The organism is Nocardia pseudovaccinii, assembly GCF_050942345.1.
In the GTDB taxonomy this organism is placed as follows: Bacteria; Actinomycetota; Actinomycetes; order Mycobacteriales; family Mycobacteriaceae; genus Nocardia; species Nocardia pseudovaccinii.
In genome coordinates this window covers 3,414,169-3,428,759 of sequence record NZ_CP192074.1, presented here as the reverse complement: position 1 = coordinate 3,428,759, position 14,591 = coordinate 3,414,169, and the positions used below count along the sequence as shown (strand labels likewise).

Genomic DNA, 14,591 nt, shown 5'->3' with positions numbered 1-14,591 from the left:
ATTGCCTTTCGGTTGTGTTCACCAGTCGAGGCGCAGCGACATCAGGCCGTACATATTTCCGGTCTGCTCGAGCTGCTGGCCGGGCGCGATCCGGTAGTCCGGGATTCGCTTGTGCCACTCCTCCATCGCGACATTCAGCTCCAGTCGCGCCAGGTGCGAACCCAAGCAGCGGTGCGGACCCGAACCGAAGGCGATGTGGTTGTTCGTGGCGCGCCGCAGATCCACCTCGAGCGGATTGTCGAACCGCTCGGCGTCCCGGTTGCTCACCGCGAGCGGCAGCATCACCATGTCGCCGGATTTCACCGGACAGCCGCCGATCTCGGTGTCCCGCGTCGCCTTTCGCGCCGGGATGACGAACGAATAGACGCGCAGGACTTCCTCGACGCCATTGGCGATCAGCGATGGGTCGGCGACGATGGCCGCACGATCTTCATGGTGCGCGGCGAAGTGGTACATGGCCCAGCCGATGGCGATGGGGACCGTGTCGAAACCGGCCTGGAACATCAGGATGCAGAACGCGTGCATATCGGCGTCGCTGAGGAGCTCACCATCGATGCGCCAGGTCATCATGCGGGACAGCAGATCATCGCGCGGGGCCTCGCGACGCAGCGCGATCTGTTCTCCGAAATAGGCCGACGCGGCGGTCATCGCGGCAATTTGCCGACGGTGGTCGGGATCCTCGGCGTGTGGTAGGTGCAGCATCTCGTGCACCCATTCCAGGAATTGCTCCAGATCCTGCTCGGGCAGGCCCATCAGCCGCATGAAGATCAAGGTCGGGAACCGGCGGGCGAATTCGTCGAGGACGTCCGCGCCACCCTCGGGCCGCAGCCGGTCGATCATCTCCGCCGCGATCTTGCGGATCTCCGGCTCGCGGGCGGCGACCCATTTGGGCCCGAACTCGCTGCCCAACAGCCGCCGCCACTTGGTGTGCACCGGCGGATCCAGCATCTCCGGAATCCACAGGAACTTCGGATTCGGCTCGAGGACCGTCACCGAGGTGCTGGAGAACGTCCGCCAGTCCTGCAGCGCCTCTTGGATCGCCTGGCCGTCCGTAATGACCCAATACCCCTGTGCGACAGTGCTCCTGAACGCGGAGTGGGAGCTGGCGAGTCGGTCCCACTGCTCATGATGGCTCAGCAGTGGACCGGATAGGCGATTGTCGAAATCGTAGGCGGGCACACCGTCATGGGTGCCCTGGGATTCGAGCGTCATACCGATCCCCTCACAATCCGGCCGACGGTGTGGTCGACAGGAACGCGCCGCCCGGACCGACATCGAGGGCCTCGCCGTACCACGTCTGCCCCCACTGCAATTCGGGGATCTTCCACTCGAGCGCCTGCCAGTCCGGATCGAAAATGAGGTATCCGCCGGAATACAGCTCGACCCGGTGACCGGAGCCGGGATCGTGGATGTACAGGTACATCGCCTGACCGATGCCGTGCTTGCCCGGACCATGGCCGAAGTCGATCTCGAGATCACGAATCTCGTCGACCGCCCGCAGAATGTCGTGGAAGTTCTCGATATTGAATGCCACGTGGTGGAACGCGCCGTTCTTCTCCTCCCCGTTGACACCGATCGCGATATCGTGCACCTGCGGGGTCACCGACAGCCACGAGGCCAGAATGGTCTCCGGGAACTGCGGGATCATCGCGAACTCGCGGCGCTTGAACCCCAGCGCATTGCGCAACCAGCCCTCGGCCTGGTTCACCGTGGTCGGGCTGCACTGCACGTTCAGATGGTCCAGCCGCCGGACGCCGAAACCGCGACGGCGGGAACTGTTGCTGAGCAGCTTCGAACGCAATTCCGGTGGGGCAACCGGCTTTTCGATGTCGTAGTAGAGCTCGAACGGGTGCTCACTGCCGGGGACCAGGAAGCGGATCGCGGTGCCACGGCCCAGCTCGTGATCGGCGGGCAGCTCCACCGCCTCGATCTCGGCCTCGGTCAGCTGCTTGTGGAACAGCTCGACATCCTGCGGCCGCTTCACCCGGAAGCTGTAACTGTTCACCCGTGCCTCGTCCTGCTGGGTGAGCACCAGCGAGTGGTGCACCAGTTCCTGATACCCGCGCAGATAGGCCACGCCGTCGGATTCGGCGACCACCTCCATGCCCAGCAGGTCCCGGAAGAACCAGATCGAACGCCGCAGATCCGGCGTCCCCAGGTTCAGGCCGCCGGCGTGGGCAATCTGCGGGCCGGGATCGTAGTCGTGCGAACCAGCCATGCGAGCTCTCCTTCGAGTCGGAATGTCCTGCTGGCTGGCTAGTTTGAGGAGGAACCGGGCAGCGCATGCCGGACTTTCCGAACACTGGGATGCGCCGGACTCCGACGAGCCGCCACGAACGGCTCCTGCACCACGACCCGCGCCATCCCGCTCAGCGGAATCTCACCCTCTGCTCGACATACTCGGTCGCACACTCGACGGACATTCGATCCCCCCACTCCGCTGCCGCACGGTGAAATCAAGGAGACAGCAATGGCCGCTGACGAGGAAACTTACGACGTCGTGGTAGTCGGTTCCGGCGGCGGTGGCCTGATCGGCGCCTATGCGGCCGCCGCCCGCGGACTGCGCACGCTGATACTGGAGAAGACCGCACTGATCGGTGGCACGACGTCGTATTCCGGTGCGGGACTGTGGTTTCCGGGCAGCGCCCCGATCTCGCGCGCGGGCGTCGAGGATGATCCCGAGGCCGCGCGAACCTATCTGCGCGACGTTGTCGCCGACAACTCGCGCGAGCCGCTGCAGGATGCCTACCTGCGGACCGCGCCCCAGCTGATCGACGATCTCGAGCAGAACCCGCTGTTCGGGTCCTTCGCCTATCAGCCCGTGCCCGAATACTTCTACGGGCGTCCCGGATCGACCGCGACCGGGCGAACCGTGTTCCCGCAGGAGATCTCGGTCGCCGAACTCGGAGACCTCGCCCCGCTCATCCGCCGCTCCGTCCCCGAAGAACGCTGGGGTATCGACGAAGGACCGGTGCTCGTCGGCGGCCGCGCGCTGATCGGCCGGGCGCTGAAGGCATTCCTGGCAACGGGCAACGGCTCCTACCTGCTCGAGACCGCCCTCACCGACCTGCTGGTCGAGGACGGCCGGGTCACTGGTGTGGTGGCGCTCAGCGGCGGCGAGCGCCGCACATTCCGCGCGACCCGCGGCGTGATCCTGGCCGCGGGCGGCTTCGAACACAACCGTGAGATGCGCGAGCAGTATTCACCCGTGCCGCTCACCGGCGAATGGTCCCACGGCGCGCCGCAGAACACCGGTGACGCGATCCTGGCCGGCCGCGCGATCGGCGCGGCCACCGACCTGCTCGACGAGGCCTGGTACGTCCCCGGTGTGGTGCAGCCCGACGGTCGGCCCGTCTTCCATACCGGCACCCGCGGCGGGATCTGGGTCAATGCCGAGGGCGAGCGCTTCATGAACGAGACGCAGCCCTACGACCGCGCCGGGCACGAAATGGCCCGGCTGCAACGCGAAACCGGCATTACGCACAGCACCGCGCACTGGGTATTCGACCACCGGCAGCTCGAACGCGACGGCTTCGGCGGCGACCCGGAGCAGCCAGTGCGTCCGGAGTGGTTCGCGTCCGGCGCCCTGCGCCGCGCCGACACTCTCGAAGAATTGGCCGAACTGATCGGCGTGCCGCCGGAGAAACTGCGCAAGTCGATCGAGGAGTACAACGGCTATTCGAAATCCGGTGTCGACGAACGTTTCCACCGCGGCGAGGCGCCGTGGGACCAGATGTTCCAGTACATTGTCGGTTACCCCGCCGACCCCCGGCAGAACTACCTCGTGCCGCTGGCGACCGACCTCCCCAACCCGCTGCTCATCCCCGTCGACACCCCGCCCTACTACGCGGCCACCGTCGTGCTGTCCGATATCGGAACCAAGGGTGGTCTCGTGACCGACGAGCACGCTCGCGTACTCCGCTCGGACGCAACGCCGATCGACGGTCTCTACGCGACCGGCAACACCATGGCCGCAATGTCCGGCGGCGCGTACCCCGGCGCCGGAACACCGATCGGTTCGAGCCTCGTCTTCGCCTATCTCGCCGCACTCGACCTCGCCGGACCAACCGCTTAGGAGTCGGCCATGACCCGAGTAACCGAATCAACCCTGTCGGGGAGATCGTTCCTGCCTGCCACACTCGAGATCGCACTGCGTTGCCCAGCCCGATCCGACTACATCGAACTGCGCTTCGCGACCTCGGCCGGTCCCTGGCAATGGTGCTTCCCCGAACCGCAGCACCGATACGCCGACCCGAGCGCCGCCACCTCGATCGCGCTGGCATTCGGGCGGTACGGCGCACAGGCTCACCTGATCCGAGCAGGCGCACTCGGCCCCGCCCTCCCGAGCGCCGCGGCCCTGCCACTGATCCTCGCCGACGCCCGAATCCTGGTCGAGCGCAGGCTGATCACCCCCGGCCTATTCCCTGTCTCCGCCAAAGGGCCTGCTGCATAATGAAATACGGTCGTTGCCCGGGTACTCGTCACGGGTAACGCACCGGGCTTCAGGAGAGAAAATGGCTACATTCGTTCTGGTACATGGTGGCGGGCACGGAGGCTGGTGTTATCAACGGGTGGCACGGTTGCTCTCACATGCGGGGCACAACGTGTACGCACCGACACTGTCCGGCCTGGCCGAGCGATCACACCTACCGCTGGGCGATATCGGTCTCGACACCCACGTCCAGGACGTCGCGGCGTTATTGCACTACGAGGACCTTCGCGACGTGATCCTGGTCGGGCACAGCTACGGCGGCATGGTGATCACCGGCGCCGCCGACCGAGCCACCGACCGCATCCGCTCACTGGTCTATCTGGACGCGGCCAACCCGGTCAACGGTCAGTCGCTGGTCGACGTGGCCGGGCCGATCATCGAGGCGACCCGTCCCCTCGGCACAGTCCTCGACGGCGTGGAGTTGGTGCTGTTACCGACCGAGGACGCCCCGCTGTTCTACGGAGTCACCGATCCCGCCGACATGGAGTGGATGCGCTCGCGGTTGACCGCACACCCATGGCGGTGTTTCGAGGAGAAACTCGAACTGCGCAACGAGGACGCCCTGTGGGCACTGCCTCAGTACCACATCATCTGCACCTCGACCCTGGCCACACGCGACCCGGGACTCATCCAGCAGGCACGCGCCGCAGGCTGTCTGTGGGACATCGACACCGGGCACGATCTGATGATCACCGAACCGCGAGCGGTGACCGACGCGCTCCTCGAGATCGCGGTCACAGCTCTGCAGTGAGCCCTCGACTGGCACCTCCGTTGCCCAGTGTGCGCGACCCGTGCCGCCGTTGTTGAAGGCGTCCGCATCGCCGCCGCGGACAGCACCACAGGTGCGCCGCCGATGAGTTCGCTCCACTTCCCCATCCAAAGGGCCTGCCGCATGGGAAGTTCCATAGGCCGTCGTCGCGCGGACGTAGGGTCGAGCAGTGAAGCGCAACCAGTGGAAAATCCACGGCGAGAAGCTTGTAGACGAGAACCGACACATCCGATTGTCGACCGTCGATGTCGAGTTGCCCGATGGCGTGAAGTTCACCCAGTAGGTGGCGCGGATGCCGCGCTGCGCAATGACGCTGGTACTCAACGAGAACCGCGAAGCCCTCCTGATGTACCGCCACCGGTTCATCATCGACAAATGGGTGTGGGAATTGCCGGGCGGCTACGTCGACGACGCCGAAGACGTTGCTGCTGCGGCTGCCCGCGAAGTGGAGGAAGAGACAGGCTGGCGGCCCCGATCGATGGAGCACCTGGTCACCTACCAGCCCGCTGTCGGCAGCCTGGACCATCCGCAGGAGATCTACATCGCGCGAGGTGCAGACCTCACCGGCAGGCTGCCGGACATCAACGAGGCCGAAGCCATCCGTTGGATATCTCTGCACGAGGCTGCAGCGATGATCGATCGCGGCGAGATCATCGGCGCAGCCACGGTTGTCGCAATCTATCGCGCGCTCAGTCTCGGTGCGTAACCAACTCCACAGCGCCGAACCCTTCGCACGGTACGTCGTGCTCTGTTTCACGGTCGGGCTTTGAGCTTTCGTATACCAGACTTCGCGCCCCATGCCGCACCTCTCCGTGCTTTAGGCCGAACCGTTCAGTCGACTACGGCTCGAGATACAACCGCTCGTTCGGTAGCCGCTCCAACCCGCTGGTGTCACGCAGATCCAACGTCACGGCGTCGGTGTAATGCCTAGGTTGATGCTCCTGCACGAAGCTCAACGCCGCCGTCAGACACGCGGCGAAATCGAACCGCAGACCGTGCAGGAAGACCGACAAGTGCACGTCCTGCTCACCCGGTCGTGGCGAAGTCTTCTCACTCATGCGACTTGTCCCGTGATCGGCCAGCGTCCGAGCAGAGCAGGAACTTGGCGGGCGTGATCAGATCACGCGCAACAGCGATTGCCCGCGCGCGAATGTTGAAGTCGGCAATGCCGGGCGCGATGACTAGAATCCCGATTGCCTTGGCCGTTTCTGGGCTGTCGGTCACCGGTCGGCTCCCGGTGGACGGGCGCCAACGCATGCGCGGATCGCCTCGACCACGGCGACTCCGGAGGGCCGGAAGGTGTCGCGGGGCGGTTCGATCCAGACCCGCAGCCCGCCATGCCTGTCAGCGGGCGACGGTAACGCGATCTGTGCACCGAACCTGGCGACAGTGACGTTGAGCCGGAACAACTCTGAGAACAGAGGCACTTCGTCGGGCAGGTCGGGCCTGACGATGAACGTCCATCGCTGTGAACGCGGGTGGGAGATGATCGGGCCGAGAGCACAGTGCCGAGTTTGCATATGCGCCTTGACCATCTGGCCGAGTGCGCTCGGCATGGTGACCGCGGATACACTGCCTGCCCTTACCATGATCCGCCCGATGGCCGGGTCGACTCCGGCCGCTAGCCCGCAGATCTGCCGATAGTACAAACATCGACTGGTGGGGGTATCAGCCAACAGATCCGGTATCGACTCGCCCATCACTGGCCACCATCGACGATGGTCAAGGTCGGCGGCCATTGGTGACTGCACCGATACACCCGCTCGGGGGTAACCAGGTCGCATACTTGGGTGATCACTCGCTTCAGCTCACCGACGTGCTCCAAACTGGGGGTGAGCACGGCTACGGCTTCAGCGTCCCCGATATGTTGCGACAACACCAGCTCTGCGGCTCTGGAGCCGAGGTCGAATATGATGACCTCGATGAGGAAGTAATTGTGCTCTGCCGCTAGTTGTTTCAGCTCTGCGGCGGCCGAAGCACCCGCCGCTGTTACATCCCTGCGCACCACGCCGATCGCGTTCGGCCCCACTCCCGGACCTGTGCTGTCTATGGCAACCTCGATTGGGGCCTCCCACTCTTTGAGCGCTCCGAGATAGCTCGTGAGCACGTGTGCCGACAGACTGCAGATGGCCGGGCGTGGTGGCCCGAAAAGACCGGCACGCTTCGGCAGTTCTCTTGCGGTCAACACTTGTCCCCCTGGTCACGGTGTCAGGTTGTAAGCACTCCGGCAGCCGGGTGCTCGTCCAGCATCGGTTCCCCGCGACCCACAAACCAGGTACGCAACTGGCAATTCGGTCCTACTCTTTCGGTATTCGACACGCCGAGGGCGAGGGGCGGGGATCAGCGATGATCGAGAAATGGACCGGTGCCGATGTGAAGGCACTTCGCAATGCGATGCGCTTGAATCAGGCGGAGTTCGCCGCTGTGTGTGGGCGTGGTGTACGCACGATCGGCAAGTGGGAGCAGGAAGGTGCGAAGGCGCTGCTGAGCCCGAGAGCGGCGGACGTGATGGATACGTTGCTGGACAGCCTGACTCGTGAGCAGGCGCACCGGTTCCACAAAACCGAGCCGTCGTCGGCGCTCGCGCTGGTTGTTTCAGCGGCGCCGGAGCAAACGGGCCTAAACTCGCCGTTGGATGATGATTTGCGGATGTGGGTCGAGATGAATCGACGCGAGTTGCTGCAGTTGTTCGGCGGTGTCGTGGGCGGGCTACCCGCCGTCGCCGCGATCCTGGCGGGCCTGGACACCTACGAGCAGCGGCGGGCATGTGAGGGTCATGATCCGCCCCGAACGCATAGACGATGCCACCATCAGCCATATCGAGGACGCGCTGAATATTGCGCTGGCACAAAATGATTTGTACGGCCCGCAAGCCGTGTTGCCGACGGTGACAGCGCAGCAGGCCATCGCGCGGGCTCTGCTGGCGCAGTCGCCCGATCGGTTGCGGCCACGGTTGCTGAACGTGCATTCACAACTGGCGCAGCTGGCCGGGTGGATGCATTTCGATCTGCGCGCATTCGATCTGGCCAACGCCAGTTATGAGGCGGCCCGCGAGTCCGCGCACGAGGCGGGCAACGACTCGCTGGTCGCGCTGGTGTTGTGCAATCTGAGCTACCTGTCCACTTGGCGAGGTTCACCACGGACGGGCATCGATCACGCTGTGGCAGCCCAGGTTTGGGCACGCAACGTCGACGACGGATTACTGCGGTCCTATGCGGAAGTGATCGCAGCATTCGCGTATGCAACGAGCGGACGGGCCAACGCGTGTCTGACGGCGCTCGACGCGGCAGACGACGTACTGGCAAACGGTAGTGGAGCGGAGTCGAGCGTGGCCTATTTCCACGGGCCAGGGCTGGCGTTGTCGTTCCGTAGTGACTGCATGTATCGGCTCGGGCGGGCCGCCGATGCGCATCAGGCAGCTGTGTCGAGCCTCGAACTGATCGGTGAGGGCTACACCCGCAACCGGGCTTTGGCGTATGTGGACCTGGCGCACGCCCACATCGAATCTCGTGAGATAGATCACGCAGCGCAGGTGGTCGGGGAAGCGGCCGGGCTGGCGGCGGCCTGCCGATCGGATCGGTTATCGGAGATCATCACCGACGCGCGCGCGGAGCTGACCCCATGGGCGGACGCGTTGTGTGTCCGCAGCCTTGATGAGCTGATGGCCGACTACGGCTTCAGCACTCGAAGGTAGATATCGAACTGCGGCGATACGTACGCAGGTGTGTCCTGCCGCCCGATAAGCTGCCAGCCGCCGAGCGCATCGTAGAAGGCATGGGAGCCTTCGGCCTGCGGTTGCACTGCCAGCGTCGCGCGTTCCTCAGTTCGGCTGTCGAGAAGCGTGTCCAGGAGCCGCCGACCGATACCCCGTCGACGTACCGATGCCTCGACAGCGAGGTCGATGACCGCGAATGTCCGACCAAGCGACTCCCGAGTGACCTCGGCGGCCACCGGAGCCTGGAACCCTTCCCACCATCGAGTCTCGGTCGAAAGTGCGTCGCCATACGCAAATCCGATCAGCGTGCCAGCGGACTCGGCCAGGGCGATCCCGAATGTCGGCGAACCGATCATGCGATCGAGCATCTCGCGATGTCTCTGTGCCTCCGACTCCGGCCACACGAACGGCGGCGCTGAGAACGCCGCCTCGTACAGTGTGCAGATCGAATCGAAATGATCCCTCGCGTCAGTGGCGGTGCCAATCCACACGGAGACATCGTCTTTCATGCATCCGACCATAGATGCCGGACGGAACTCACAACACTCCGCTTGCGTGTTCCAAAGCAGATGCTCCCTTTTCAGAACAATTCCGGTCACTCACTCGGCCGCACCTCAGCATGCCTTCGGCAACGCTCGCCAGCACTGTTCGAAACCAATCTGGCCCGCGTTCACGCCACCATCCGCACGAGACGATATCAACCCATGCCACTGATCGAGATAGAACGCAAGCGCGAACTTCCCGACAGCAGATTCGGGTCAGGGCCTGCGATGGACCGCGAGAGGCGGCGGTGAGGTCACGTGGGGGCCTCGCCATGACCGGTTAGCCGCTCGCGGCGGTCGAGCAGAACCTCGGCCACGCCTGACAATTGCTCAATGCCGCTGGCACTGCCGAAAACGACAGGCTCGGGTCCTAACCGGCGAGGACGGGAGCCAGCGTGACGCGCCGACTCAGGCCGGTGCCGGTTGCGGGCTGGCGGTTCGCTTGGCGCGAGCGAAGCGGCGCATGATCGGTAGGTCCACCCAGTGGTAGAGCACGGCGGCGGTGGCAGTCGAGACGACCAGGCTGAGCACTGCGAATACGGCCCAGCCGATAATGCCGAACTGTCTGCCGCCGATGAGGTTTCGGGTGATCAGTGCCATCACTGGGAACTGGATCAGGTAGAAGGCGTAGGAGATGTTACCCAGCCATACCATGCGCGGATGCGCGTTGAGTCCGCGAATACCGTGCAGATCCCGCCCGGCCATAGTGGCCACTACCGCAGTCATCGGCGCAACTAGTAGCACCGACATCTTGTAGTTCACCGGCACCACCCAGGTCGCCGCGTAGGCGGCGACCAGCGCCAGTAGGGGCGGTGTGAGTCGCGTTGTGCGCCAATGACCTTCGAGGACCATGCGGGCCGCCAGGACGCCGAGGAAGAATTCCGGCAGCCGGGAGAGCGGAAAGTTGTAGCTCAACCAGTACGACAGTGAAACCGGGATATCCGGTTGCGCGAACCAGCGCGGATCGGCGTGCAGTTCGAAGAACGGGGAAGCGTCCCCTGGAAGTAGTCGGGGCGCAAAGGCATTGGCGATCCCCTTGGGGCCGGGTGCCCACAAGTAGTAGGCGGTGTGCAGGGCGATGATGCCGAGCATCAGCAGCCCCAGCGCCAGCAGCACCCGCCGACCGGGGATCCGCATGATGAGCGGAAGCAGCAGCGGAAAGCTCAGGTAGAACAGCATTTCCGAGGCCAGTGACCAGGCGGGCACATTCAATCCGCCCACGGTGGTCCACTTCGGTACCCAGGTGTGCACGAGTAACAGATTCGGCACCCACACAACCAGCCGGGACAGCGGCACACTCGCCACCACTACGAAGGCCAGCGCAGCCAGCACGTGCATGGGATAGATCTTCAGCACTCGCCGCCGATAGAACCCACGCACCGACATTCCGGGCCGGAACGACCAGTAGATGATGAATCCGGACAGCACGAAGAAGAAAGTGACCCCCGCCGCCCCCAGCTGCATTGGCACCCACCGGTGGATCTGCTGGAACAACTCGGACTTCTGGAACGGGTAGACCGGAAGGAAGACCAAGGCGTGCAACACGAATACCGCGAACGCCGCCCACCACCGGGCACCGGTCAGCGAGGGTAGCGCGGGGCGATCCAGCTCCGCGGAAAACGCTTCGGCAGCGTTACTGGCTTCCTCGAGCGTTGGGGGGACGACCTCGCGTCGGGGGATCATCATGAGTGCCCCGGCTTCCTCAGTAGCCCGCGCGTGGTTCGAATCCCGGCACGTCCAAGGTCGGCGGCGCCGGCTTCTCCTGTTGGGTCTGCGGCGCGGGCTGCACCGCAGGCGGCGGCGCGACCGGTTGCGTCGCAGGCGGTTCGGGAGCCTCGGGCTGGGGCGCGGGCACGGCCTCACCCTCCGGTAAAGGTGCGACTGTGCTGGTCACCGGTGCGGCAGGGCCGTTCGGCGGGGAGGTCGTGCTGGTTACCGGAGCCACCACCGCACTGGTCGGCGCGTCACCATCCGGCGAACCGCCGGATGCCTTGTCGCTGCCGCACGCCGCAGCACCGGCGATCAGCAAGAGCCCTCCGATCGCGGCTGCCGCCGAACGGATTGCGAAAACCCCATGGAAAGGAAACTTCATTGTGTCCTCGAATCGAAAACTGAAGTGCAGGAATTCATTTCACTGGTATATGCAAGAAACCCACCCCCATGCCGAACTCGGATTCGCCCAACCCCGAAATTTTCAGAACGATCCACGACTCCGCCGGATCGCGTCAATTTCCGTATCTGTCGTACATCGCGGTTGCGACGACGGCGTCACCGCGACTGGACGGGTGAAAGTACAGACCCGCTATGTCTGCCCGCGGATCGAATACGCCGTTCAGCCACGGTTCGTTCGAGCAGAGTCCGTGCCCGATAGTCAGCGCGCGGGCATCGAGAAAGTCCACGTTCAATAGCCGGGCGGCTTCCCGCTGCGCCTGGTCGACTCGATCCAAGTACTCGACCACCGCGCGCCCGCGCGGCTGGATGAGCGGCGCGACGCCGAAGAAATCGAGGCACAATACGTCCGATCCCGGCGTGAAAAGTTCCGGATACCCGACCAGCACGATGCGCGCATTCGGCGCGTAATAGCGGATGTAGGTCACCGCATTGCGCACGCGATCGGCGAACAAAGCGCCCGACACTGCGTTGTAGTCGGGAATGCGGCCCTGCCCCACGCTCTCCGGCCCGCAGCCGTCGACGAAATTGAACACACAGTCCCGCAGCGATGTCCACAAGGTTTGCCGGGATCCGCCCCAGCGATCATTCATCCCGAACTGCATGGTAACCAGTTCGGTCCGCGGTCCGAACGCGCCCGCTTTGTCCGCCTTCGCAGCCTGCATGCCCACTGTCCACCCCGGCCCGCTGTCGATCGACGCGCCCGGACAGGACACGTCGACCATCTCATCGGTCCCGTTCACGCCCATCAATTTGCCCAGTTGCACCGGCCAGGCAGTCGTGCCGTGGCGTAGGCAACTGTTATCGGGGTCCATGAAGTCCCACGCGTTTGCGGAAAACGAATCACCCAGTACTACAAGAGCTTTCCCTTCGGGGCCGGAATCCGCTGCCACACTCCCCGTTCCCGCCATCGAGACCGCGAGCGCTACCGCGGCAGCGCACAGCCACCGTCCACTTTCGCCGAGCATTTGAGTTCCTTCTTGCCAGCCGCCTCACCCGAGTAGCGGGCGGGCTGACGGTCAGTCCGATGCTGGGAGGGGCCTGGCTTCCTTGAGCACCAGCACCTCGCCATCGATGGCAGGAAAACCGGGACCTGGCTTGGTGCATAGCAATTCGACCGTCGCACCGGCGTTGGTGTAGCGCTTGCCTATGGCGGTGCCGCCGGTGGAGGTTGCCGGAGCGGTGCCGTTCTTTTCCGCGGCGGAGAGCACTGCGGGGACACCGCCGATGGTGAGGTCGATCGGGGTTGTGGGAACTTTGACGACGATTAGTTCTGTTGAGTCGACTGCGCTGAAGATGCGGGTGCCGGGTTTCAGGGATAGGGGCATGGGGTTCTCCCTTTCTAGGGGGCGCTCAGGTCCTCGAGGACGAGTCTGCGCAGCAGCTTTCCGGTGTCGGTGTGCGGCAACGATTCTCGGAAGACGATTACTTCCGGGGTTTTAGAGCCGCGTAGGCGTGATCGGACGAGTGCGCGTAATTCATCGTCGGTTGCGACGGCGCCTGCGCGGAGTACTACTGCGGCGGCGAGGGTTTGGCCCCATTCGTCGCTCGGCGGGCCGACTACGCAGGCCTGGGCTACTGCTGGGTGGGACAGGAGAACTTCTTCGATCTCTGCCGGGGCTATGTTTTCGCCGCCTCGGATGATCGTGTCGTCGGCTCTGCCTTCGATGTATAGGTAGCCGTCGGGGTCCACGTGGCCTTTGTCGCGGGTGCAGAACCAGCCGTGGGCGTCGAGGAGGCTGCCGGTGGCGTATTCGCCTGAGATCTGGTCGCCGCGTAGGAAGATGATGCCCGATTTGCCCGGGGGTAGGGCGCGGCCGTCGTCGTCTCGGATCTCGATTTCGATTGTCGGGAGGACCTGGCCTGCTGAGGACAAACGGGCTCGGATCTGCGGGTCATCGGAGAGCAGGGCGGCTCGGTGGTCTTCGGGGCCGAGGATGGCGATTGTCGATGCTGTTTCGGTCAAACCGTAGGCGTTGACGAATCCGACGTCGGGGAATCGCGTAAGTGCCTCGCGCAGTATGCGTTCGGAAACTTTCGCGCCGCCATACGAGAGGGAGCGCAGCGTCGGGAGGGGCGCGCTGTCGAATCCGGCTACCGCGTCGACGATGCGCGCCAACATTGTCGGGACCACCATCGCATTGGTTACGGCTTCCACGCGGATCGTGTCGAGCCATGCCGATGGATCGAAGGCGCGCAGGTACACCAGGCGGCGCCCGGCGAACATGTTCGACAGCATGTTGGCGACGCCGGCGACATGGTAGGGCGGCACTGAAACCAGTACTGCCTCTTCGGATCCGGCGCTGCCGAATTCGACAGTGCTCAGCAGGTAGGCCATCAGGTGGCGGTGCCGCAGTAGCGCCGACTTCGGGGCGGCGGTCGTGCCGCTGGTGTACAGCACGACCGCCACCGCGTCGTCGTCGAACCGCGGATCCATGGGCGCCACGTCGGTGGGCAGACCGGCCAGCCAGTCTTCGAAGACGAGTGCACCTGCCGCCACTCTCGGCGCGGTCACGACGTCCGCCAGCACGAGTGCCCCTGACTGCCGTTCGATCAAACTGTTCAGTTGGGTGTCGTCCAACCGGTAGTTCACCGGCACGAACGGCACCCCAGCGCATGCGGCAGCCAACAGGGCCACCGGCAGCAGCGGATGGTTCTCCCCCGCATATACCAGCGCGGAAAAATCGCGCAGCGTCGCTGCTGCGCCCTTCGCCAGGGCACCGAGTTCGGCCCCGGTCACTCGCCGGTCGGCGTCGCCCAACAGGATACGGTCGGTGAAACCCGACTCGATCATCTCGACCATCGCTGAGAGATGCATGTCTTCAACAACTTTCGGAATGCATGACGGTGGTGGATCGGGACGGGACGAGCCGGTCGCCGATGCCTCGTTCAGCGAAGTCGAGT

At 64.5% G+C, this 14,591-nt stretch carries 18 protein-coding genes; 6 read left to right on the top strand and 12 right to left on the bottom strand.

Annotated elements, in window-relative coordinates:
* Positions 1 to 18: 18 nt before the first annotated feature.
* On the bottom strand, positions 19 to 1,212 hold the full coding sequence (locus ACQPZ2_RS15315; protein ID WP_433526154.1) for a cytochrome P450: 1,194 nt from the start codon (positions 1,210 to 1,212) through the stop codon (positions 19 to 21).
* A gap of 10 nt (positions 1,213 to 1,222) precedes the next feature.
* Complete coding sequence (locus tag ACQPZ2_RS15310; protein WP_063039215.1) at positions 1,223 to 2,218, bottom strand: VOC family protein; 996 nt, start codon at positions 2,216 to 2,218, stop codon at positions 1,223 to 1,225.
* Positions 2,219 to 2,470: 252 nt separating this feature from the next.
* On the opposite strand from ACQPZ2_RS15310, the gene ACQPZ2_RS15305 reads away from it, so the two are divergent.
* The 4 genes from ACQPZ2_RS15305 to ACQPZ2_RS15290 all read left to right on the top strand — a co-directional run bounded on the left by ACQPZ2_RS15305 (position 2,471) and on the right by ACQPZ2_RS15290 (position 5,967).
* Positions 2,471 to 4,075, top strand: coding sequence for an FAD-dependent oxidoreductase (locus ACQPZ2_RS15305; protein WP_433526153.1), 1,605 nt, complete (start codon positions 2,471 to 2,473; stop codon positions 4,073 to 4,075).
* A gap of 9 nt (positions 4,076 to 4,084) precedes the next feature.
* A complete protein-coding gene (locus ACQPZ2_RS15300; protein ID WP_433526152.1) occupies positions 4,085 to 4,453 on the top strand; it encodes a hypothetical protein in 369 nt (122 codons plus the stop codon).
* Positions 4,454 to 4,514: 61 nt separating this feature from the next.
* A complete protein-coding gene (locus ACQPZ2_RS15295; RefSeq protein WP_433526151.1) occupies positions 4,515 to 5,243 on the top strand; it encodes an alpha/beta fold hydrolase in 729 nt (242 codons plus the stop codon).
* A 325-nt stretch (positions 5,244 to 5,568) separates the two neighbouring features.
* Positions 5,569 to 5,967: an NUDIX domain-containing protein gene (locus tag ACQPZ2_RS15290; RefSeq protein ID WP_433526150.1), complete on the top strand. Its 399-nt coding sequence runs from the start codon at positions 5,569 to 5,571 to the stop codon at positions 5,965 to 5,967.
* A gap of 133 nt (positions 5,968 to 6,100) precedes the next feature.
* On the opposite strand, the gene ACQPZ2_RS15285 is transcribed toward ACQPZ2_RS15290, so the two are convergent.
* The 4 genes from ACQPZ2_RS15285 to ACQPZ2_RS15270 form a co-directional block, all read right to left on the bottom strand.
* The gene (locus ACQPZ2_RS15285) at positions 6,101 to 6,319 is read right to left on the bottom strand and encodes a hypothetical protein (RefSeq protein ID WP_433526149.1); all 219 of its coding nucleotides are present in this window, start codon (positions 6,317 to 6,319) and stop codon (positions 6,101 to 6,103) included.
* Positions 6,312 to 6,485, bottom strand: coding sequence for a hypothetical protein (locus tag ACQPZ2_RS15280; RefSeq protein WP_433526148.1), 174 nt, complete (start codon positions 6,483 to 6,485; stop codon positions 6,312 to 6,314). The genes ACQPZ2_RS15285 and ACQPZ2_RS15280 overlap by 8 nt, the downstream gene beginning before the upstream one ends.
* Positions 6,482 to 6,817, bottom strand: coding sequence for a DNA-directed RNA polymerase subunit beta (locus ACQPZ2_RS15275; protein WP_433526147.1), 336 nt, complete (start codon positions 6,815 to 6,817; stop codon positions 6,482 to 6,484). Before ACQPZ2_RS15275 ends, ACQPZ2_RS15280 begins: the two co-directional genes overlap by 4 nt.
* Positions 6,818 to 6,960: 143 nt before the next feature.
* Complete coding sequence (locus ACQPZ2_RS15270; protein ID WP_433526146.1) at positions 6,961 to 7,449, bottom strand: hypothetical protein; 489 nt, start codon at positions 7,447 to 7,449, stop codon at positions 6,961 to 6,963.
* 158 nt (positions 7,450 to 7,607) lie between these two features.
* Here ACQPZ2_RS15270 and ACQPZ2_RS15265 point away from each other — a divergent pair, with 158 nt between their 5' ends.
* Both ACQPZ2_RS15265 and ACQPZ2_RS15260 read left to right on the top strand, forming a co-directional pair.
* Positions 7,608 to 8,117, top strand: a complete 510-nt coding sequence (locus tag ACQPZ2_RS15265) for a helix-turn-helix domain-containing protein (RefSeq protein WP_433526145.1) — start codon at positions 7,608 to 7,610, stop codon at positions 8,115 to 8,117.
* Positions 8,038 to 8,955, top strand: a complete 918-nt coding sequence (locus ACQPZ2_RS15260; protein WP_433526144.1) for a hypothetical protein — start codon at positions 8,038 to 8,040, stop codon at positions 8,953 to 8,955. Before ACQPZ2_RS15265 ends, ACQPZ2_RS15260 begins: the two co-directional genes overlap by 80 nt.
* Here the strand turns inward: ACQPZ2_RS15260 and ACQPZ2_RS15255 are convergent.
* From ACQPZ2_RS15255 to ACQPZ2_RS15230, 6 genes are all read right to left on the bottom strand, one after another.
* Positions 8,931 to 9,575 carry a GNAT family N-acetyltransferase gene (locus ACQPZ2_RS15255; protein WP_433526143.1) on the bottom strand — a complete coding sequence of 215 codons (645 nt, stop codon included), beginning with the start codon at positions 9,573 to 9,575 and terminating at the stop codon, positions 8,931 to 8,933. The genes ACQPZ2_RS15260 and ACQPZ2_RS15255 overlap by 25 nt on opposite strands.
* A gap of 351 nt (positions 9,576 to 9,926) precedes the next feature.
* Positions 9,927 to 11,204, bottom strand: a complete 1,278-nt coding sequence (locus ACQPZ2_RS15250; protein ID WP_433526142.1) for an acyltransferase family protein — start codon at positions 11,202 to 11,204, stop codon at positions 9,927 to 9,929.
* Positions 11,205 to 11,220: 16 nt separating this feature from the next.
* Positions 11,221 to 11,610, bottom strand: coding sequence for a hypothetical protein (locus ACQPZ2_RS15245; protein WP_433526141.1), 390 nt, complete (start codon positions 11,608 to 11,610; stop codon positions 11,221 to 11,223).
* 133 nt (positions 11,611 to 11,743) lie between these two features.
* Positions 11,744 to 12,655, bottom strand: coding sequence for an SGNH/GDSL hydrolase family protein (locus ACQPZ2_RS15240; RefSeq protein WP_433526140.1), 912 nt, complete (start codon positions 12,653 to 12,655; stop codon positions 11,744 to 11,746).
* Positions 12,656 to 12,706: 51 nt separating this feature from the next.
* A complete protein-coding gene (locus ACQPZ2_RS15235; RefSeq protein WP_433526139.1) occupies positions 12,707 to 13,015 on the bottom strand; it encodes a hypothetical protein in 309 nt (102 codons plus the stop codon).
* A gap of 14 nt (positions 13,016 to 13,029) precedes the next feature.
* A complete protein-coding gene (locus ACQPZ2_RS15230) occupies positions 13,030 to 14,505 on the bottom strand; it encodes a class I adenylate-forming enzyme family protein (RefSeq protein WP_433526138.1) in 1,476 nt (491 codons plus the stop codon).
* Positions 14,506 to 14,591: the final 86 nt, after the last annotated feature.